The organism is Faecalispora jeddahensis, assembly GCF_000577335.1.
GTDB lineage: Bacteria > Bacillota > Clostridia > Oscillospirales > Acutalibacteraceae > Faecalispora > Faecalispora jeddahensis.
The window spans coordinates 117,945-136,664 of the sequence record NZ_CBYL010000002.1 but is presented as its reverse complement, the minus strand read 5'-3'; the positions used below and the strand labels follow the sequence as shown (position 1 = coordinate 136,664).

General features: G+C 54.5%; 16 protein-coding genes. 4 read left to right on the top strand and 12 right to left on the bottom strand.

Translation table 11 applies throughout. The annotated features are described in order from the left end of the window. Window positions 1–82: 82 nt before the first annotated feature. The 6 genes from TY09_RS01435 to larB all read right to left on the bottom strand — a co-directional run bounded on the left by TY09_RS01435 (window position 83) and on the right by larB (window position 6,483). The gene (locus TY09_RS01435; protein ID WP_042430358.1) at window positions 83–967 is read right to left on the bottom strand and encodes an ATP-binding cassette domain-containing protein; all 885 of its coding nucleotides are present in this window, start codon (window positions 965–967) and stop codon (window positions 83–85) included. Continuing rightward, window positions 964–1,980 (bottom strand): ABC transporter ATP-binding protein, encoded by a 1,017-nt coding sequence (locus tag TY09_RS01430; RefSeq protein ID WP_042430356.1) that lies wholly within the window; start codon window positions 1,978–1,980, stop codon window positions 964–966. Before TY09_RS01430 ends, TY09_RS01435 begins: the two co-directional genes overlap by 4 nt. 15 nt (window positions 1,981–1,995) lie before the next feature. After that, the gene (locus tag TY09_RS01425) at window positions 1,996–3,594 is read right to left on the bottom strand and encodes an ABC transporter substrate-binding protein (protein WP_042430353.1); all 1,599 of its coding nucleotides are present in this window, start codon (window positions 3,592–3,594) and stop codon (window positions 1,996–1,998) included. Between the two features lie 42 nt (window positions 3,595–3,636). After that, on the bottom strand, window positions 3,637–4,542 hold the full coding sequence (locus TY09_RS01420) for an ABC transporter permease (RefSeq protein ID WP_009062779.1): 906 nt from the start codon (window positions 4,540–4,542) through the stop codon (window positions 3,637–3,639). Continuing rightward, the gene (locus TY09_RS01415) at window positions 4,530–5,534 is read right to left on the bottom strand and encodes an ABC transporter permease (protein WP_009062691.1); all 1,005 of its coding nucleotides are present in this window, start codon (window positions 5,532–5,534) and stop codon (window positions 4,530–4,532) included. Before TY09_RS01415 ends, TY09_RS01420 begins: the two co-directional genes overlap by 13 nt. Window positions 5,535–5,709: 175 nt before the next feature. Then, window positions 5,710–6,483, bottom strand: coding sequence for a nickel pincer cofactor biosynthesis protein LarB (larB, locus tag TY09_RS01410; protein ID WP_009062802.1), 774 nt, complete (start codon window positions 6,481–6,483; stop codon window positions 5,710–5,712). A 489-nt stretch (window positions 6,484–6,972) separates the two neighbouring features. On the opposite strand from larB, the gene TY09_RS01405 reads away from it, so the two are divergent. Further along, a complete protein-coding gene (locus TY09_RS01405) occupies window positions 6,973–7,410 on the top strand; it encodes a DUF3842 family protein (protein ID WP_194955937.1) in 438 nt (145 codons plus the stop codon). Between the two features lie 84 nt (window positions 7,411–7,494). Here the strand turns inward: TY09_RS01405 and TY09_RS01400 are convergent, their stop codons facing one another. Together TY09_RS01400 and TY09_RS01395 are read right to left on the bottom strand one after the other, a co-directional pair. Continuing rightward, window positions 7,495–7,839, bottom strand: coding sequence for a DsrE family protein (locus TY09_RS01400; RefSeq protein ID WP_009062467.1), 345 nt, complete (start codon window positions 7,837–7,839; stop codon window positions 7,495–7,497). A 139-nt stretch (window positions 7,840–7,978) separates the two neighbouring features. Further along, the gene (locus TY09_RS01395; protein WP_009062610.1) at window positions 7,979–9,088 is read right to left on the bottom strand and encodes a glycerol dehydrogenase; all 1,110 of its coding nucleotides are present in this window, start codon (window positions 9,086–9,088) and stop codon (window positions 7,979–7,981) included. Window positions 9,089–9,414: 326 nt separating this feature from the next. On the opposite strand from TY09_RS01395, the gene TY09_RS01390 reads away from it, so the two are divergent. Next, window positions 9,415–10,446, top strand: coding sequence for an aldo/keto reductase (locus TY09_RS01390; RefSeq protein ID WP_042430350.1), 1,032 nt, complete (start codon window positions 9,415–9,417; stop codon window positions 10,444–10,446). Between the two features lie 281 nt (window positions 10,447–10,727). Here TY09_RS01390 and TY09_RS01385 read toward each other — a convergent pair whose 3' ends face one another. Then, window positions 10,728–11,615, bottom strand: a complete 888-nt coding sequence (locus TY09_RS01385) for a LysR family transcriptional regulator (protein ID WP_042430347.1) — start codon at window positions 11,613–11,615, stop codon at window positions 10,728–10,730. Between the two features lie 340 nt (window positions 11,616–11,955). Here TY09_RS01385 and TY09_RS01380 point away from each other — a divergent pair, with 340 nt between their 5' ends. Further along, window positions 11,956–13,155, top strand: coding sequence for an MFS transporter (locus TY09_RS01380; protein WP_042430345.1), 1,200 nt, complete (start codon window positions 11,956–11,958; stop codon window positions 13,153–13,155). 69 nt (window positions 13,156–13,224) lie between these two features. Beyond that, complete coding sequence (locus tag TY09_RS01375) at window positions 13,225–14,559, top strand: acetyl-CoA hydrolase/transferase family protein (RefSeq protein WP_042430338.1); 1,335 nt, start codon at window positions 13,225–13,227, stop codon at window positions 14,557–14,559. A 184-nt stretch (window positions 14,560–14,743) separates the two neighbouring features. Here TY09_RS01375 and rpoN read toward each other — a convergent pair whose 3' ends face one another. The 3 genes from rpoN to TY09_RS01360 all read right to left on the bottom strand — a co-directional run bounded on the left by rpoN (window position 14,744) and on the right by TY09_RS01360 (window position 18,719). Beyond that, window positions 14,744–16,090 carry an RNA polymerase factor sigma-54 gene (gene rpoN, locus TY09_RS01370; protein ID WP_042430334.1) on the bottom strand — a complete coding sequence of 449 codons (1,347 nt, stop codon included), beginning with the start codon at window positions 16,088–16,090 and terminating at the stop codon, window positions 14,744–14,746. Window positions 16,091–16,451: 361 nt separating this feature from the next. After that, the gene (locus tag TY09_RS01365; protein WP_042430332.1) at window positions 16,452–17,729 is read right to left on the bottom strand and encodes an L-cysteine desulfidase family protein; all 1,278 of its coding nucleotides are present in this window, start codon (window positions 17,727–17,729) and stop codon (window positions 16,452–16,454) included. A 30-nt stretch (window positions 17,730–17,759) separates the two neighbouring features. Beyond that, window positions 17,760–18,719, bottom strand: a complete 960-nt coding sequence (locus TY09_RS01360) for an ABC transporter ATP-binding protein (RefSeq protein WP_009062748.1) — start codon at window positions 18,717–18,719, stop codon at window positions 17,760–17,762. Window position 18,720 lies beyond the last annotated feature (1 nt).

Here is an 18,720-nt window from a genome sequence, read left to right as displayed (position 1 = left end):
AAAGAACCGCAGACCAATGATCTGCGGTTCTTTTTTTGTATTTGATTTTTCGGTGTGCGTGAAGGAAAGCGCGAGACTTTTCTCAGCCAAAAACAAAATGCCCGGGCAGCACTTCCTGCAAGGTACCCGATTTCGGAATACAGGCCGGGTCAAACTCCAGAACCCGGCGGCTCCGCTCAGAAATAGGGTCTGCGGCCGGAACGGCGGAGAGCAGGGTTTTGGTGTAAGGATGCAGCGGATGTTCGAACAGCTCTTCGGTTTCAGCCAGTTCCAGCAGACGGCCCTCCCGCATCACAGCGATCGTATTGCTGAGCAGGCGGATGACGGAAAGATCGTGCGAAATGAGCAGGAACGCAAACCCGTACTCCCGCTGAAGCTGCTGAAACAGCGTGAGAATCTGCGCCTGAATCGATACGTCGAGTGAGGCGGCCGGTTCATCCGCAACCAGCAGCTGCGGATTTGTGCTGATGGCTCGTGCAATCGCCACGCGCTGGCGCTGTCCGCCCGAAATCTCGTCAGGGTATTTTCCGCGAAAGCTCTCGTCAAGTCCAACTTGCCGAAGCAGCTCATTAATCCGAATATCTAGTTCGCGGCCGGGGCAAAGGCCGCAGGCCTGCAGCAGCTCGGCAATACTGTTCCGTACGGTCATTCTGGGGTTCAGCGCGGCGGCGGAATCCTGAAAGATGATCTGCATGTTTTTCTGGATGTACCGGCGGTTCTTCCGGTAAATCTTCGGGTCCGATATTTTCTCTCCCTGAAACCAGATTTCTCCGCCGGTGAGACGGTACAGCCCCATCACAGAGCGGGCCACCGTGGATTTGCCGGAGCCGCTTTCGCCCACCAGGCCAAAAATTTCTCCCCGCTTGATCTGAAAGCTGATGTCGTCGACCGCGCGGATCGTCAGGCGCTTGCTGATCGGAAAATACTGCTTTACATTCCGGACTTCCAGAAGCGTTTCCTCATTCATCGCCGCGGCCCCCTTTTCAGAAAAGCGGGCGGTTCGATGCTCGGGGCGTTGGGGTGCAGCAGCCAGGTGGCCGCGAAATGCGTCGGCGTGATCTGGAACAGGGGCGGCATTTCTTCATAATCAATTGCCAGCGCGTGTTCGTTGCGCGGTGCAAACAGGTCGCCCGCCGGTGGATTCAGCAGGGAGGGGGGTATGCCCGGAATGCTATGTAATTGCTTTGTCTGTACCGCCAGCGCGGGCTGCGCCCCCAGCAGCCCCCAGGTATAAGGGTGGCGCGGGTCGTAGAAAATCTCTTCGGCCGTGCCGATTTCAACGATCTTCCCGGCGTACATCACGGCGACCCGGTCTGCGATTCTAGCGACCACGTTCAGGTCATGAGAGATAAACAGCACCGCGATTCCGGATTCTTTGCAGGTGGACAAAATCAAATCGAGTATTTTGGTCTGCACCGTCACATCCAGTGCGGTAGTCGGTTCGTCCGCCACCAAAACCTTCGGGCGGGAGGCCAAAGCAATCGCCAGAACGCACCGCTGGCGCATTCCGCCGGAAAGCAGGTGCGGCTGCATCTCGAAGCGTTCCTCCGGGTGATCGATTTCCATCCGTCTTAAAAGCTCCAGAGCCTGCGCTTTGGCGGCTTGTTTCCCGATTTTTTCATGCTTTAAAATCGCTTCGGTGATTTGCTTGCCAATCGGGATCGTGGGGTTCAGCGTTGTCATGGGGTCCTGAAACACCATCGAAATCTGTTTTCCCCGCAGGGAGCGCATGCGGCGCTCTGAATACGCGGTGATGTCTTCGCCGCAAAGCGTAACCTGCCCGCTTTTTACCACCGCGTTTTTCGGCAGGAGCCTCAGCAGCGATTTACACAGCACGGTTTTCCCGCAGCCCGATTCCCCGACGACCGCGAGAATTTCCCCTTCCTCCAGCGCAAACCCGACATTTCTGACTGCTTGTATTTCTCCCTCCGGCGTGTCAAAGCTGAGGGAATAATCTGTCACTTCCAGTACCGTTCCCATTGGCAACCTCTTCGTTTATTTACTCAGTGTCCATTCCTCGATGTTCCACAGCACGCCGACTGCATGGTGTCCCAGAAGCCGCGTGGTGTCGAGCCCATCAAGGCCCTTGATGCTGACGTAGCAGCCGTCCAGAAACGCAACCAGAACCACGCCGGGCTGCTGCGCGTAGACATCCTCAAATTCCTGATAAATCTGTTTTCTTTTGGACTCATCCTTTGTGTGGCGGCCCTCAGACAGCAGTTGATCCACACGGGCGTTAGAGTACTTCATTGTGTTGTCGCTTGCTCCGGTCACGTAGTTTTTGTAGAACATATCGGGGTCAAACTGTGCCGCGTAGCCGGACAAAAAGCCGTTGTAGCCGGCCTTCCAGTCGAATTTTGTCACGAGCACAACCTCCATGTCCACACCGGCGGCTTTGAGCTGGCTGGCGCACAGGTTGGCAATATCCACGCGTTCTTCCTCATAATCGCGCACCTGAATGGTAAAGTGGAATTTTTCGCCGCGGCGCTCATAGATGCCGTCGCTGCCCTTTGCCCAGCCCAGCTTTGCCATCTGCTGTGCGAATTGATTCAGGTTATATGGGTAAATATCTGCCGCGGTGCTGCCGCCGAGGCGATTCAGCTGAATCGGGCTGTACGCGGCAAGGCCGCGCCCGGCCAGCACGCTTTTTACAATCGCTTCTTTATCGATGGCGTAGTTCAGCACGCCGATCGAGTCGCCATTTTCCTGCCAGAATTTTGTGCCGAAATCCATCGAGATGCCGCGGTAGTCGGCGGTCTTGAAATCAATGTTTTGATAGCCGTCCTTTCCGCGAAAGGTGTCGGCGTATTTGGCGTTCAGCCAGGCCAAATCTGCCTCGCCGGACTGCAGCATGGTGGCCTTGGTGCTTTCGACAGCAACGGTTTTATAGATCACGCGCTCAATGTTCGGCACCTTGCCGTAATAAGCGCTGTTTCGTTCCAAAATGATTCTGCCGCCGGCGGTATCCCATTTCACGAATCGGTATCGCCCTGTGCCGACGGGGGCCTGATTAAAGGCCATGGTGTTGATGTCCTGCCCTTCGGTCAGGTGCTTCGGGAGAATCCCAATGGTAAAGTAATCGAGCATGGCAGCGTTGTATTTGCCGAGCCGGATGACAACGGTGGATTTGTCTGGCGCCGCTGCGCTGACAATGTCCTCATAGTTGCTCGTGATGGTGGAGGACAGAGATTTGTCCTTGGTCAGAAGATCATACGTGTAAACCACGTCGTCCGCCGTGAACTCCTTGCCGTCGTGCCACTTGACTCCGCTGCGCAGACGAAAGGTGTAGGTGAGGGTTGCATCGTCGTAATCGTAGCGTTCCGCCAGATCACAGACCGGCGTACCGCTGCCGTCATATTTCATCAGTCCCGAGAATATCAGGTCGGGCAGCTCGTCGTGATTATTCAGAACAGGGTTGATGGTGCTTTCCGATTCCCCCGCGTATACCAGCGTGTTGGAGAGGTCCTCCGACTCCCCGGCGGCAGAAGCGGAGCCGCCCGTCTGACTGTCCGAGCCGGTGCAGGCTGCCAGAGAGAACAGCAGACAGAAAGCGAGAAGCAGAGAGAATCCTTTTATTGCTTTTTTGCCTATCATTTCTTTTCCTCCTCAAATCGTAACATAGGAAATCCCGATGGATCACAGGTTGCTGTGCTTTTTGTTGGTTTCCTTGCGGTAGAAGTTCCCCAGACTGGTAATGCAGTTCAATGTAACGAGCAGAAAAACGCCGGGGATAATGATGACCCACCAGGTATCCAGCAGCAGCGCCCGGTTGGCAAGTGAGAGCATACTGCCCCACGAAATGACATCCACCGGCAGCCCAAGCCCGAGAAAGCTGAGGGTCGATTCCATCGACATGCTTGAGCTGATGCTGGAGATCACGACAAACAGGATGGAAGAAACAAAGTTCGGGATCAGATGGCGCGTCATGATATTAGGGAAGCTGATGCCCATGCAGCGTGCGGCCAGAACATACTCGCTGCTGCGGATTTGGCGCACCTCGCTGCGTACGATACGGGCCAGCGGGAACCACCCTGTGATTCCGATAATGAAGGAGAGGGTAAAGGTGTTCTGCTTTCCAATCACGGATACAAGCAAAAGAACAGTCAGAAGATTCGGGATGCTGCTTGCCATTTCCGCAATCCGCATCATGATCGCGTCCACCCTCGTGTTCGCCAACCCGCTGATGCACCCGTAAGGGATGCCGATGATGCAGATGATCGCCATGCTCATCAGGCCGATGGAAAGGGATATCCTGCCGCCGTACCAGATCATGGAGTAAATGTCGCGCCCTAGAGAATCGGTTCCAAAGTAAAATTCGGAATTCGGCGCTTGATTCAGGTGCTGTAAATAGAATCCGGCGGGGTCGTGATTTGCCAGTCTGCCGGAGAATACACAGCCCGCTACAATCAGAAGCAGCAGAATCAGCGCCGGAATCGGCTTGCCCTTCAGACGTTTTCGCAGCGTCGGCTTTTGAATGACAGGCTGGTGCTCCTTCCAGCCGGGGCCGACCACCCGGAATCGAGGATCGTTTATCTCTGCCACGCGGACACCCCCGTTTCTTTCATGCGGGGATCAATGACCTCGTTGACCGTCTGCGCCGCCATGCTGCTCAGAATCACCAGGGCGCCGGTGATCAGCACCAGAAGCATCAGCAGATTGTAATCGTGATATTTTGCGCTTTCAATCGAGAGCGCGCCGATTCCAGGGTAATTGAACACCGCCTCTGCAATATAAGTACCGCTCAGAACATGGGGAATCGAGATGGCCATGATGCTGACAATCGTAGGGGCCACGTTGCGCAGGCAGTGCTTCCATACAATCTGCCGATTCGTCAGACCCTTGCCCTTTGCCAGAAGAACGTAGTCCTGCCGAAGCTCGTCCAGCAGCTTGCCCCGGATCATATAGGCGTAGTACCAAAGATGGCTGACAATCATGACCACGAGGGGCAAAACCATGTGCCGGAGGCGGTTCAGAATGTCCCTGGCCCTGCCGATGTCGTAAGCGCCGCTGCTGGGGAACCATTTCAGGTGAATGCTGAAGATCAGGATCAGAACAACGCCGAGCCAGAAAGAGGGGAGATAGTAAATTGCCGTTCCGATCTTACAGATCAGGCGATCGGCAAAAGAGTCCTCATGCAGGGCGCAGGCCACCGCCAGCAGGGTGGCAAGAAGAAACACCAGCAGATAGGAGGTTAACCCCAGAATCAGCGTGTTGCCGATCAGCGGGGAAACAACGTCCATCGCAGGTTTTTTATATTTCAGAGACAGGCCGAAATCCCCCTGAAAAGCGTTCCCGATCCACCGGACATACTGGGTGGTAAGGGGCGCGTCCAGCCCCAAACGGGTACGGGCAGTTATCAGCTCCTCCGAGGTCATCGATTCCACCGCGTCGCCGTAAAAGGACTGCAGCGGATCACCCGGTGCACATCTTGCAAAGCAGAATGCCACAACCGAGAGAATCAGCATCGTCAGCGCAAAGCCGAGCAGCCGCAGCAGGATTTTTTTCAGGAAGGACAGATGATCGTTTTCCGGCATTCAAAATGCTCCTCGCTTCTCTTTTTCAATACCACGTTTATTCCAGTGTTTGAAAGACCAGGCGTTCAAACAGGTTTTTGTGGGTAAAAAGAAGAGCCGCCAAAACGCCTGCTGGCGTAATAGCGACCCTCTTGGTCACACATTCCGAAATATACAGTCATGTTATTTCCGAGGTTCAAGGCACGCTTCTGCGTGCTGGTTCCCCCATATGATTGATTTGGCTGGCCAGATACCCGGCGCCAAATCCGTTGTCGATGTTGACCACGCTCACGCCGGAGGCACAGGAGTTCAGCATGGATAACAGCGCCGCAACTCCCCCGAAGCTTGCCCCATATCCGACGCTGGTCGGCACGGCGATCACCGGACAGTCGACCAGCCCGCCGATCACGCTTGCAAGGGCTCCCTCCATGCCCGCGACGGCAATCACCACCCGGGCGGTCATCAAGGGCTTTAAGTTGCTGAGCAGCCGGTGCAGTCCGGCCACCCCCACATCGTAAACCCGCGTCACGGAGTTCCCCAGAGCCTCTGCGGTAAGGGCGGCTTCTTCCGCTACGCCCATGTCGCTTGTACCGCCGGTGGCCACCACAATGGAACCGTGCTTCTCTGTCTCTTCCGGGAACGCAATCGCCAGTTTTGCCAAAGGCTCGTAGGTGATTTCCGCGTCTTTCGCAATCAAATCCGCCGTTTCCTGTGTGATACGGGTGACAAGGATGTTTTTGCAGCCGCGCGACCGAAGAGCCCCCAGAATTCCGGTGATCTGCTCCGGCGTTTTTGATTGCCCGTAGATCACTTCCGGCACTCCCTGGCGCAGGCCGCGGTGATGGTCCACCTTGGCATAGCCCAAATCCTCAAAGGGCGAAAGTTTGAGCTGAAGCAAAGCGTCCTCTGGCGGAATGGTTCCGTCGGCCACATGATTCAGCAGAGATAGAACATCTCTTTCTGTATCCATAAAGGGTCCTCCTCATTTGCCAATAAAAAGGGTATGCCCTAAAAAAGGCATACCTTCAGGTACGATACTTCAGTAAAATTTCACGCATACCGCGTAGGATGAATCTCAACACGGCGTGATTTGTTTTTGCGCTATGGGAAAATACACAGGCTCTTCAGAGTCCGTGAGGGGTCTTCCAGGCCCCAGTATGATTTTATAGAATATTGTTATTATATCAATTTTTTTGCCTTGTGGTCAAGTAGCGATGCGCATGATTAGGAATGCCGCTTTGAAAAAATTTTTAATTTCGTCCCCGCTGTAGGAGAAGAGAGAAATCGCTGTACGTGCATCAGGCCATTTTCAAGTGAATTGATGGCCTTAGATGATTCAAAGAATTTTCCTGAAAAGATTGACAAATGGAGCAGAACTGTTTAAGGTAAGGTTGAGAAGAAATTCCGGGCTTGAAAAAGCCGAATTTACAGCAAATGCTGAGGCAGGATAGGGAAAGCGATGAAACATGGACGGATACAGGTGGCTGTTGTGGACGGACAGGGCGGCGGCATCGGGAAAGCTTTGATCGAGCGCTTTAAACAGGTTCGTCCGGACATTGCCATCATTGCGTTGGGCACCAATGCTGTGGCTACCGCGAACATGATCAAAGGCGGCGCGAATGACGGAGCGACAGGGGAGAATGCGGTCGCGTTCAACGCTGCAAAAATGCACATTCTCGCCGGGCCGATCGGGATTTTGATGCCGAACGGTCTGCTTGGGGAATTAACGCCTAAAATGGCGGAGGCGATCGGCGCGAGCGACGCGGTGAAAATTGTGATTCCCTCCCGCCAGTGCAACATCAGGCTGGCGGACGGAACAAACCAGAGCATCAAATTCTACCTTGAGGCAGCCGCACAGATTTTTGAAGAAGAAATTCGGGCTCTGGAGGGACTGTAAGAGGGTTAAAAGCAAAAGGGGCAGGGACAGGTCTATCTAACCGATAGGACTGTCCCTGCCCCTTTCAAATCAGCGAAGCGAACATCAGGGCTTCAGATAGGCGTAGCCTTCCCGCTGGCGCAGGGCCAGCTCCAGAACACCGGCGGGTACCACCTCGGCAAACGGAACAAGCTCCTGCGGGCGAATGCCGAAGCTGTTTAAAGAGTTGTTGCACGCTGCAAAATGAACCCCCTGCTCCGCAAGCTTCTGCATCATCGGCAGGGCGGAGCCCGCGGACTGGGGAACCAGCTCGCGCACCGCCTCCGAATTGGCCACAATCCTGATATCAGAATCCGGTGTGTCCACCATTTGGATCAGATGAGAGGCGTTCCGGAGTACCAGCTCCCATTTGGCGGATTCATCAATGTGAAAAACAACGTTGACATTCATTGGATTTCCCCCTTCCACTAAAACACAAGTGCCGTTCGCCGCGGAATGACACTGCTTTCGCCTGATACAGGATAAAGCGAAAAAGGCAGACGCACTGGATGATACATCTGCCTTTCCTCCATTGATTCACAGGCTGCTGTTACGCTTTTGCGCGCAGTTCCTTGTAATAACGGCCGAGTGCGTCCGCGCCGATGATGGCGTCGCATACCATCTGCGGGGTGACGGCAAACGGCATGTTGCCCATGGTATCGTTTGGCGCGCAGGCCAGCTCGGCTACCTTCATCAGCTGCTCGCGGTTGACTTCCTGAATTCCAAGGTCAGACAGCGTGGTGGGCAGGCCGACATCCAGGCAGAAGCCGTAAACCTCGTCCAGCTCCGCTTTGCTTGCGTTTTCCAGCACCAGCTGAGAAAGCGTGCCGATCGCGACCTTTTCGCCGTGGTAATAATGATGGGTTTCTTCGATCGCGGTAAAGCCGTTGTGAATCGCGTGGGCAGCGGCGATACCGCAGCTTTCAAACCCGATACCGGAAAGGTAGGTGTTTGCTTCCACGGTGTTTTCCAGCGCCTTGCTGCAGGAGCCGGCCTTGACAGAGAGGAGAGCCTTCAGGCCGTCGGCCAGCAGTGTATCATAACACAGCCGCGCAATCGCCATGGAGGTAACGGTGTATTTTCCACCAAGGAAGTTCGGACTGTCGGATTGTTTGCAGGCACGGGCCTCGAAATAAGTAGCCAAAGCGTCACCCATGCCGGAGACCAGCAGTCTTGCGGGCGCCTTGCTGATAATATCAATATCGACCAGCACAATGTTGGGGCTTTTCGGCAGGAACAGATATTCCTCGAACACGCCGTCGTCTGTGTAGATAACAGACAGCGCGCTGCAGGGAGCGTCTGTTGCGGCAATCGTGGGAACGATCACAACCGGCGAGTTGGTATAATGAGCAACCGCCTTGGCCGTGTCGTGAATTTTGCCGCCGCCGATGCCGACGATCACGTCACTGCCCGAATCCTCATAGGCCTTGATCAAACGGTTGATCTCGGTGCGGCAGCATTCTCCGCCAAATACTTCATAGGTCAGCGGGGTGTTCTGTTCTTTTGCACTTTCCGCAATCGGTGCTTCCACGCGCTTTTTCCCGGATGCGCTCACCAGAATAAAAGGTGCCTTACCGACGCGTTCCACGTGCTTGCATAGCTCTTTCAGAACTCCTCTGCCCTGAATGTAACGTTCCGGGCTGCCGATAATATTTGCCATAAAAAAGCCTCCTTTATTTTAGTTTGCCAGAAAAATATCAATCTGTTTTCCATTATTTTACTCTGGTCAGTAATGAATGTCAATATCAAAGGAAACGGACCGAAAAATATGAATAATCACCAAATAAAAGGCGCGAAATGAAAACATACTTGTTTATCAGTTCAGGTAGGCTTTTGCTGATTTGTTGCTGGGTTGTATGTTATAATAACCTCACGGCACAAGCCAAAGCAAAGCTTTGGGTGCCTGAGAGAGCATTGAAAGCAGGATCTGCCCTTGTAGGATAAGAGGCTTTTTCAAAGACCGCAAAGCAGACAGGAGGTTTGAGCATGGATGTTGTCACACTGGGGAAAACGGGAATCACTGTGAATAAAAACGGATTCGGGGCCCTGCCGATCCAGCGCATTTCAAAAGAGGAAGCCGTTCATTTGCTCCGAAAGGCGTATGACCACGGGATTCGTTTTTTCGATACCGCCCGTTTTTATACAGACAGCGAGGAGAAGATCGGCTGCGCGCTCCACGATGTTCGGGAGCAGGTTTTTATTTCGTCCAAGACCATGTGTCAACGGGCGCAGGATTTCTGGGATCAGCTGCGGGCCAGCCTGCATGATCTGAATACGGAATATCTGGATTTGTACCAGTTCCACAATCCCGCCTTCTGTCCCAGGCCCGGTGACGGCAGCGGGCTGTACGAAGCGATGCTCGAGGCCAGGGAGAAAGGGCTGATCCGCCACATCGGCATTACGAACCACCGGCTTTCCGTGGCGCACGAGGCGATTGAGTCGGGCCTTTATGAAACGCTGCAATTTCCGTTCAGCTACCTTTCCTCAGAAAAGGACATGGAGCTGGTGCGGCTGTGTCGGGAGCACCGGATGGGCTTTATCGCGATGAAGGGGCTGTCCGGCGGACTGATTACGAATTCCGCCGCAGCCTATGCGTTTCTGGCGCAGTTTGACAACGTGCTGCCGATCTGGGGCGTGCAGAAGGAATCGGAGCTGGACGAATTTCTTTCTTATATTGATACCCCTCCGGTTTTGAATGAAGAACTCTCTGCGGTGATTGAAAAGGACCGCAGAGAGCTGGCCGGGGACTTCTGCCGCGGGTGCGGCTACTGCATGCCGTGCCCACAGGGAATTGAGATTCCAACCTGCGCCAGAATGTCGCTGCTGATTCGCCGCGCGCCGCTTTCGGTTTACCTCAATGAAGAGAACCAGCGGAAGATGGCCCGCATTCACAGCTGCATCCACTGCAACCGCTGTCGCAGCCATTGTCCCTATGAACTGGATACTCCGGCTCTGCTGGAAGAAAACCTGCGGGATTACGAAGATTTTCTGGAAAAGAGAAAGGCTGCCGGCTGCTGATCACCCATCCATCACTTACCGCAAAACAAATTTGCGGTTGCAAATTGCACAGCAACCGCATCACGACAAACAAGAGAATGCGCCTTGATCTGGCAGAACACGGATCAAGGCGCATTTTTGTACTGTTTTTCGGCAGGTGAACTTTGCACCGGCGATTTTTGCCGCGGCGATCGATGCTCTTTTACGGTTGGGGAAGCGGAGCGTGCTGCGGCCGCGTTTACCGCGGGGGAATACCGGCACGGGTCATGCGCGGTGCGGTTCCAAAGGGCGATTTCAGGCCTTTATGAGGGCCACTGCGCTTTTCCGCACAGCTTCAAAAAGCGCTGCATGGGAACGGTGAGAAATTTGTTCGTGCGGTAAATGACAGAGAGCGCCCAGGGAAACTCCGGGTTTTTCAGGTGAAGCTGATGTACGCGGTCGCTGTAAACCTTATCGACAAGGGGCTTTGGCAAAATGCTGATGCCCTGATCGTTTGCGACCATTTCCAGCAGCAAATCCCACTGGGAGCTTTCAAAAACAATGTTCGGGGTAAAGCCCGCGGTCTTGCAGCGCTCCAGCACAAGGTCGTGATACATATAATCCGGCGTGACCATGAGAAAACGCTCCGGCTCCAGCTCCCGGAACTCCACACACCGCCTTGCGGCGAGCGGGTGCTGCTTTGAAACCAGCAGCACGGCTTCCGAAGAATAAACGGTTTGGCGGAAGAACTTGCTGTCTGAAAACGGCTCGATCACCACCCCCAGATCAAGCGATCCCTCGTCCACAAGGTCGCGCACCGCTTTGGAGGTGATTTCCGTAATCTTCAAATCGGTTTCCGGATAGGCTTCCCGAAATTGATACAGCAGGGAAGAAAAGTAGATGAGCCCGGCCGTGGGGGGAAGGCCCAGCGTCAGCGTGCTGTTCGCGCAGTGCAGGTGCCGGTACAGCTCCTGCGTCTGCGTGTGGTAATACTCCAGCAGTTTGGTTGCGTACTCGTAAAATACCAGGCCGTCCTCTGTGATCTGCAGGTCTTTTGTGCGGCGATTGATGAATTCTACCTGAAACTCCTTCTCCAATGCACGAATGGCTTTGCTCAAAGTAGATTGGCTGACAAAAAGCTTTTCGGCCGCCTTTGTAAAATGATGCTGCTTTACCACTTCGACATAATAGGCCAGCTGGATCATAGTCATTGGGGAATCTCCTCCTCACTCATCGGTCTCTGCCTCTATTATACCGTAAAAATGTTCAGCTTCAATCCCATTCTTTTTTCGGTTAGGGAACAAAAAGCGCTGCCGGCTGCCAACCTGCGCTCCAAAGGACGTTTTTGTGGGAATTCATAGTTCTTTTGCACAAGAAACACCTGAAAATGTATAGTTGCATGAATCGGTTTCATGGCGGTATGAAAAACATGTATTTCTCTTTTCTCATCCCCCATGCTATGATAACGGCGGAAAATGCTTTGGCCGAAGCAGGAGGGTAACACAATTTCACAGCTTGTGTGTCTGCACACAATCGAAAGGGGAATCCTTTATGGAAGAGCAAAGGATAAAAATCTCTTCAGGCAGGGCCGTACTGATTGAAACGATTATGTTTTTTACATATGCGTTTTTTGCGGTCAACTGGATCGCCGGCAGTACGCTTACGCCGCAGATCATGGATTATTTTAAGCTGAAGACATTTGCTTCGGCAACGTTTATCTCCAACGCCATTACCATTGCAAAAATCGTCGGCAACTTTATGGCCGCCGGCATTCTGATCAAGCTGTTCCCCAAAAAGGCGATCGGGCTGGGCTCCGGGCTCATCGTCGCCGGCAGCGTGCTGGCGGTGCTGGCGCCGCAGTATTGGATCTTTGTTTTGGGCCGCTTTTTCATGGGCTTTGGCGGCGCGCTGTATGTGGTGTATTTCAGCCCGGTGGTCATCCACTATTTTGCCCCTGAAAAGCGCCCGACCGTAAATGCACTCAACGGTGTGGCATACAACGTAGGCGGAATCATCGCAATGCTGATCGTCGGCCCGGTCATCCGCTGGCTGGAAACCTGGCAGTACAGCATGGCGTTTTTCGCGGCGGTCAGCGGCGTGCTGTTCCTTGCGTGGCCCGCCGTGGGGCAGGATTTTGAGCTGAACCGTTCTTCCGGCACCGTGGCCGAAAAGTACACGGCGGGGGATGCGCTGAAGGACAAGTTCAATTGGTTCTTTCCGCTCACCTATTCCGGGCTGCTCACCTTTTATATTGTACTGCTCAATATTTTTCCCATCTCCGGCACAACCGCAATCAACTCCAAAACGCTTAGCACGCTTGTGGCGTTCGGCGGCGTAGCCGGCTCCATTCTGGCGATTCTGCTGGCCAGGGTATTTTTCAGGCGCCTGCCCGTAATCCGCTGGAGCGGCCTGGCCATGACCCTGTTCGGCGTGCTGATGTTCCATACCGACAACGGCACGCTCTCTATGGTAGCCGCGTTTGCCATCGGTGTGTTTATGTTCCTGCCGATCACCTCTCTGGTGATGATTCCGCAGGAGCTGCCGAACATGACCCCCGCCAAGCTGACCACCATTATGGGCCTGTTCTGGGCGCTGTCCTATATCATTGAATCGGTGGTCTATTATCTGATCGGCGTCGTGATCGACAAATCCGGCTATTCCGCCGGACTGACCATCGCGCTGGTGATGAGCGCAACCTTCTTCCTCGGCTCGTTCCTTCTGCCGGAAACCGGCCGTGCGTCTAAAAAATAAAAGCATTTATCTGGCGGCGACGGCTGCGGGGAGTGACTGCGCAGTCCGCCGCCCGAAAGGAGTTATCTTATGAAAGCATTCGAGCAACTGTACCGTGAAAAGAAGATGACCGCCAATCAGGCACTGGAGCTGATCCGGGACGGCGACTATATGTTCTCCGCTCAGGCGGCCGGTGAGCCCCAGGCCCTCCTCGAAAACCTGCAGCACCTGAAAGAAACCGGCGTGAAGGATACCATTCTGAATACATGCCTGCCCCTGAAATATTACGAGGCGTTCAAAGACCCTGAACTGCAGGGGATTCTGTCACATAACGGCTGGTTTTTCAGCGCCGGCCTGCGCGACGCGCAAAAGAAAAAGCTGGTGAGCCACATGCCGCAGAGCTCTACCTCCATTCTGCGTAAAACCCTTGACCGCATTGCCTTCGAGGGCCGCCGGCCGGTTGTGCTGGCTACCGTATCCCCCATGGATCAGCACGGCTACATGTCGCTTTCCGTCAGCGCCATTTACGAGCGTGACCTCATCAACAAAGGGGCGCTCGCCATTGTTGAGGTGAACCCCCATTTTCCGCGCACTTTTGGCGACACCCAGGTTCACATTTCCGAAGTGGCGGCGGTCGTAGAGTCCGACCGGCCCATCCCCATCGCCCAGCTTGCCCCCTACACCGAGACGGACGCCGCGATCGGCAGGCAGATCGCCTCTTTGATAGAGGACGGTTCCACGATTCAGCTCGGCATCGGCAATATTCCCAATGCGGTGGCGGCGGAGCTGAAGACAAAGCGCCATTTGGGCATTCATACCGAGATGTTTACGGAAACAATGGTGGATCTGATTGAGTGCGGAGCGGTAGACAATTCGCAGAAGGGTTTGCTTAACGGATACTCGGTCTGCTCTTTCACAATGGGCAGCCAGCGGCTGTACGACTACATCGACAATAATCCTTCCGTTCTGTTCAAATCCTGCACCTTCACCAACGACCCGTATACCATTGGCAGAAACAACCGGTTCGTTTCCATAAACGCCACGCTGGAGGTCGACCTCACCGGCCAGTGCGCCTCCGAAACCGTTGGGCATACCCAGTGGTCGGGTACGGGCGGGCAGTCGGAAACAGTGCAGGGGGCCCAGATGTCCCCCGGGGGCAAGTCGATTATCGCCATGCATTCCACCTATACCACAACAGACGCCGACGGCAAAAAGGAACTTCATTCCAAGATTGTGCCGTTTCTGCATGAGGGCGCGGTTGTCACCACCTCCCGCAACGACACGGACTATGTGGTGACCGAATACGGCATTGCCTGGCTGCGGGGATTGAACGTGAGACGGCGCGCGGAAGCACTGATCAACATTGCGCACCCCGATTTTCGCGAGGAGCTGCGCCGACAGGCCGAAATCAACGGGATCTGGTGATTCCTGCCAGAAACGCTTCCCCTGCGCCCGATGAGTGTGGAGCAGGCGCAAACAACAAAAAAAAACTCCCGCCAGGCGCGGGAGTTTTTTTGACGGTAACGATACGGTGTGCGGCTGTGAAGGAGGAACGGGCGGCCCAGGCGGGCAAAGCCTGTTCCCCAAAGGGCTCCGTGTACCGCTGCAATCAGCCGAAATACCGGCGCTGATCGGAGTTGGGGATGCCCATTTCCCCCCGGTATTTTGCAATTGTTCTGCGGGAAATATGGATTCCCCGTTTTTCCAGCTCGGCGACCAGAGAAAGGTCGCTGTAAGGCGCGGATTTGTCCTCTTCTGCGATCAAATCCCGAATCTGTTCCCGAACGGCGTCCAGAGAAGGCCCTCCGGCCTTTTTCTGCTCGCTGCCGCCCGTGACGAACAAGTCCTTCATCCGCACGGAGCCGTACTGGAATTGCAGGTATTTTCCGCGGATGGCACGGCTGACGGTCGACGGGTGAATCTGCAGCGCTTCGGCCACCTGCTGCATCGTCATAGAGGTCAGCCCGCCCTGATTCAGAAAATAGGGCTGCTGCCGGGCGATGATCTCTTTGGTGATATTCAGAATCGTTGTGCGGCGCTGCTCCACACAGCGAAGCAGAAAGCGCGCCCGTTCCAGATGATTCCGAAAATAAGCGTTCAGCTCGCTGTCGGCAGAGCTTTTCATCATGCGAATATAGTACTGATTCAGCTGATACCGACCCATCCATTTGTCGTTGATGGCAATTTCCCACTCGTCATTCTTGCGCTTGACCAGAATATCGGGGACAATGTATTCCGTCTGTGTTTCCTGCGCGTTCATAATGGGGCGGGGATTCAGCTTGCCGATCTGCAGCAGGTACTTGCGTACGGCGGCGGTGCTCAAATGCAAAGAGCGCGACACATTGCTGATCTGTCCCTTTAAAATATCCGGAAGATGCTCGCGCACGATCGTCAGCAAAATCGGGTCCTCACAGCCCTGATGTTCAAGCTGCCTCAGCAGACATTCCGAAAGATCCTTTGAGAAGATGCCGATCGGCTCCAGCTGCTTTAATGCCTGCAGACAGCGCTGTACCATCGATTCGGGACAGCGGGCCAGAAGCGCGATTTCACCCGTATCCCACGGGAAAAAGCCGGAGTCGTCAAGACAGTCGATCAGCAGGGGAAACAATCGCCATTCCTCGGCGGAATAGCGGTCGCGGCTCAACTGCATCAAAAGCTCTTTTTTCAACACATCGACAGGCTCGGAGGGAATATCGTTTCTGCGCGGTTCCTCCTCTTCCTCTCCGTAGGGTGTGCCCTGCGGGAAGGACGAGCTGGTCTCGTACAGCGTATCGATATTGGTGAAAAAATCGTCCCGCTGGGAGCCGGTATGCTCCAGCATTGGATTTTCCGCGTACTCATTTGCCAGCAGATCGTCAAGCTCCTGATTGTTGCAGGCCAGTATCTGTAATGACTGCAGCTGCTTTTGAGAAAGAATCTGCCGCTGTTCCAGCGTAAGCTCATTGCCAAAGTCCATACATCGATCCCCCTTTCTGTCTTAATACGACAAAAAATCACCAAATCTACAATTATTTTTGCAATTTTTATTATACAGTAGTTTGGCCGGAAGTCAAATGGGTTTATAAAGTAAAAAGTTACCATCTGGCTGTTTTTAGAGGGAAAAAGCGTTTGCAAAAAAAAATTATCGCTGTATTTTGCAGGGCGAGTATGGAATAAATGCGTTTGACAAACAGAAGAAAGCGGCAGAGAATCCAGTTGCAAAGGTCCCTGCCGTTGATTGCTTTTATAAATGTTTATGCGGAGCAGGCAACAATTTTGTTTGAATGCCGGTCTTTTTTTCGGATGCTGCTTTTACTGTTGTAGGCGCAAGGGCAAAATCAGTTGCCAAGCATCATGTTCAGAATCTCTACATCTGTGGAGCGCATTCCTTCCCGTCCCATCCGGCCAACATTGGCGATCGTGTCCTCCACGTTTTCTTCCACCAATCCTTCTCCCGGCTGGAACACGCGCTGCTTGCTGGCCATTTGCCACCCCGTGAGCGCCGCCGTGACGGACGCTGCGATTTTTGCCGCGCAGCTGGATTTTGCCCCGTCACAGACAATGCCGCCTGCGGTACAGATCGTGTTGGTGATGGTCTGGCTGATTTCATCGTAGCCGGCGCCATTCATATAGGCGATTCCGCAGGCCGCCCCGGCTGCGGCGCTCACCGCACCGCAGTAGGCAGAGAGGCTGCCGATATACTTTTTCTGATGAATGCTGACAAGATTCGCAACGCACAGGGCGGCGTACATTTTTTCTTTTGGAATTTGGTATCGCCTGGCGTAAGCCACAACGGGCATCGTGATCGTAATCCCCTGATTTCCGCTGCCGCTGTTGATCACCACCGGCAGGGAACAGCCGCTCATGCGGGCGTCGCTTCCAGCAGCGGCCGCGGCTGCGGCAATCACCTTAATGTCTTCTTCGCGGCTGTTTTCCACGAGCGTACGGCCTACCTGAGCCCCCCACGGGTCTTTCAGGCCTTCTTCCGAAATGGCGGTGTTATAAGCGATCTGTCGACCGATCGTTTCTTCAATATCCTCCATCCGAACACAATCCGCGAATTCGAGGATATTCTTCAGGTTTAAAAGAGTCTTGTCGCCCTTTTTTACATTCTCAGTCTCGCTCTGCTCGTCCTTGGAGTATAGCACAGCGCCGTCCTTTACCACCTTTGTAATATTATTGTGGTAGTCTTTGATCTCGACCTCTGCGCTGCGGCCTTCCGCGCTCACCGAGATGAGGATATAAAGGTTCTCCACGCCTTCTGCCAGCTCGCAGGTGCAAAAGTCCTGTGCCAGCAGGCGGCGCACGGTCTCCACATCCTCATCCTTCACGCTTTCCAGAACGGCCAGCTCCTGCGAAGCATCGCCGCCCACAATACCGAGGGCCGCGGCGGCATCCATGCCGCGCATTCCCTGCGACTTCGGCACGACGACGCCCTTTACATTCTTAATGATGTTTCCGCTGCACCGAACGACACAGTGCTCCGGCATTTGGCCAAGCGTTTCCCGGGCCTTGGCCGCGGCAAAGGCAATGGCGATCGGTTCGGTACAGCCCAGTGCGACAATCAGCTCGCTTTTCAGAATGGCAAGGTGATTTTGGTATAATTTCTGATCCATATGCATCCCTCTTTTCCAGTGGTGCACGGGTCACTGCTGGCATAAACAGCAGGCCACGTAATGTTCGCCGCCCAAATGTCTGAGTTCTGGCACGCCTTCGGCGCAGCGGTCGCAGGCATAAGGGCAGCGGGGGGCAAAGCGGCATGTCTGCGGCGGGTTGATGGGGGAAGAGATTTCCCCTGTCAGCGGCTGCATTTCGGTACGCTTTTTCAGGCTTGGTACCGGGATGGCCGACAGCAGCGCTTTGGTGTAAGGATGCTGCGGATGCTCGAACAGCTCGACCGCAGGCGCTTTTTCCACTACCTGACCCAGATACATCACCGCAATTTCATCTGCCAGGTGGTTGACGACCGAAAGGTTATGGGTGATGAAAATATACGTCAGGTGCAGCTGCTCCTGCAAATCCTGCATCAGGTTCAGAATCTGCGCCTGAATGGAAACATCCAGTGCCGAAACCGGCTCGTCGCAGACGATGAAGCTGGGCTGCAGCACAAGCGCGCGGGCAATGCCGACGCGCTGCCGGCGGCCGCCGTCCAGCTCATGCGGATAGCTGTTGATCAGGCGCTCCGCCAGGCCGACGGTTTCCATGATGCGCTCCACTCGCTTCTCGCAGTCTGCCGAGCCGGAACAGAGCTTGTGCAGCCGGAGCGGTTCCGCGATGATATCGCTGATCGTCATGCGCGGGTTCAGCGAGGAGTAGGGGTCCTGAAAGATGATCTGCATCTTCTGACGCATCTGGCGCATTTCGTCTTTGCTCAGCCCCAGTATGTCGCGGCCCTCGAAAAGCACCTCGCCAGAGGTGGGTTCGAGCAGCCGCAGAATGGTGCGCCCGGTGGTGGATTTTCCGCAGCCGCTTTCGCCCACAATGCCGAGCGTTTTCCCGCGCTGTATGCTGAAGGAGACATCGTCCACCGCATGTAGCATTCCCTTGGGAGTTTTAAAGTACTTCTTCAGGTTGCGCACCTCAAGAATCGGATGTTCTTCTGCCATG

What these genes read in the sequence shown, in the direction of transcription:
- TY09_RS01405 (WP_194955937.1), top strand. Translation starts at nt 6,973, where the DNA reads ATGAAACATGGACGGATACAGGTGGCTGTTGTGGACGGACAGGGCGGC.
- TY09_RS01385 (WP_042430347.1), bottom strand. Translation starts at nt 11,615, where the DNA reads ATGACTATGATCCAGCTGGCCTATTATGTCGAAGTGGTAAAGCAGCAT.
- TY09_RS01415 (WP_009062691.1), bottom strand. Translation starts at nt 5,534, where the DNA reads ATGCCGGAAAACGATCATCTGTCCTTCCTGAAAAAAATCCTGCTGCGG.
- rpoN (WP_042430334.1), bottom strand. Translation starts at nt 16,090, where the DNA reads ATGGACTTTGGCAATGAGCTTACGCTGGAACAGCGGCAGATTCTTTCT.
- TY09_RS01430 (WP_042430356.1), bottom strand. Translation starts at nt 1,980, where the DNA reads ATGGGAACGGTACTGGAAGTGACAGATTATTCCCTCAGCTTTGACACG.
- TY09_RS01435 (WP_042430358.1), bottom strand. Translation starts at nt 967, where the DNA reads ATGAATGAGGAAACGCTTCTGGAAGTCCGGAATGTAAAGCAGTATTTT.
- TY09_RS01365 (WP_042430332.1), bottom strand. Translation starts at nt 17,729, where the DNA reads ATGGATCAGAAATTATACCAAAATCACCTTGCCATTCTGAAAAGCGAG.
- TY09_RS01425 (WP_042430353.1), bottom strand. Translation starts at nt 3,594, where the DNA reads ATGATAGGCAAAAAAGCAATAAAAGGATTCTCTCTGCTTCTCGCTTTC.
- TY09_RS01390 (WP_042430350.1), top strand. Translation starts at nt 9,415, where the DNA reads ATGGATGTTGTCACACTGGGGAAAACGGGAATCACTGTGAATAAAAAC.
- TY09_RS01360 (WP_009062748.1), bottom strand. Translation starts at nt 18,719, where the DNA reads ATGGCAGAAGAACATCCGATTCTTGAGGTGCGCAACCTGAAGAAGTAC.
- TY09_RS01395 (WP_009062610.1), bottom strand. Translation starts at nt 9,088, where the DNA reads ATGGCAAATATTATCGGCAGCCCGGAACGTTACATTCAGGGCAGAGGA.
- larB (WP_009062802.1), bottom strand. Translation starts at nt 6,483, where the DNA reads ATGGATACAGAAAGAGATGTTCTATCTCTGCTGAATCATGTGGCCGAC.
- TY09_RS01380 (WP_042430345.1), top strand. Translation starts at nt 11,956, where the DNA reads ATGGAAGAGCAAAGGATAAAAATCTCTTCAGGCAGGGCCGTACTGATT.
- TY09_RS01400 (WP_009062467.1), bottom strand. Translation starts at nt 7,839, where the DNA reads ATGAATGTCAACGTTGTTTTTCACATTGATGAATCCGCCAAATGGGAG.
- TY09_RS01375 (WP_042430338.1), top strand. Translation starts at nt 13,225, where the DNA reads ATGAAAGCATTCGAGCAACTGTACCGTGAAAAGAAGATGACCGCCAAT.